The following is a 593-nucleotide window of genomic DNA, read 5'->3' as shown; positions in this document are numbered from 1 at the left end:
ATAACAGAATCATTTTTATACTGAAATTTATAAAACAGTACGTTGAAGCGGATCATTTTTGAGTTAAGCTGACGTTTCCTTTGGCATTCGTGAGTAGCAGGTCACATGAAATCCGTGCAATTTCGCTTCACACTTTATGGCTGCATTGCCATCCTCTCTTGGAGTTGCTTACTGGGTATTGCAAGGCTCGTAACCGAAAGTTTAGGGCCAGTAGGTGGGGCGGCGATGTTGTATTCGCTAAGTTCAATCTTTTTATTGATTGTGGTGGGCATCCCAAAGTTGTCTTACTTTTCTCCGAAGTATCTGATAGTTGGCGGCGCAATGTTTGTTTGCTATGAGATCTTTCTTGCGCTTGCTCTTGGGTATTCGAATTCGCGAGCTCAAGCGATTGAGGTATCTATCGTCAACTATTTATGGCCCGCGCTAACTGTATTGTTTGCAGTGTTGGGTAGCAACAAAAAGCCAAGTTGGCTGTTGTATCCAGCAGTAATCCTCGCGTTTATTGGTGTTGCTTGGACGGTGAGCGGCGATAACGGTTTATCCCCGACACAAATCATCTCGAACGTAAGCAGCAATCCGCTGGTGTACTTCGT

1 protein-coding gene is annotated in these 593 nt (G+C 44.5%); it reads left to right on the top strand.

The features are described from left to right. Positions 1-105: 105 nt before the first annotated feature. A partial coding sequence (yddG, locus tag R7190_RS29045) for an aromatic amino acid DMT transporter YddG (RefSeq protein ID WP_318138090.1) occupies positions 106-593 on the top strand: 488 nt, incomplete at its 3' end.

It is taken from the genome of Vibrio sp. 1078-1 (assembly GCF_033340475.1).
Note: the sequence above shows the minus strand (reverse complement) of the source record. Positions and strands in the feature narration are given on the sequence as shown.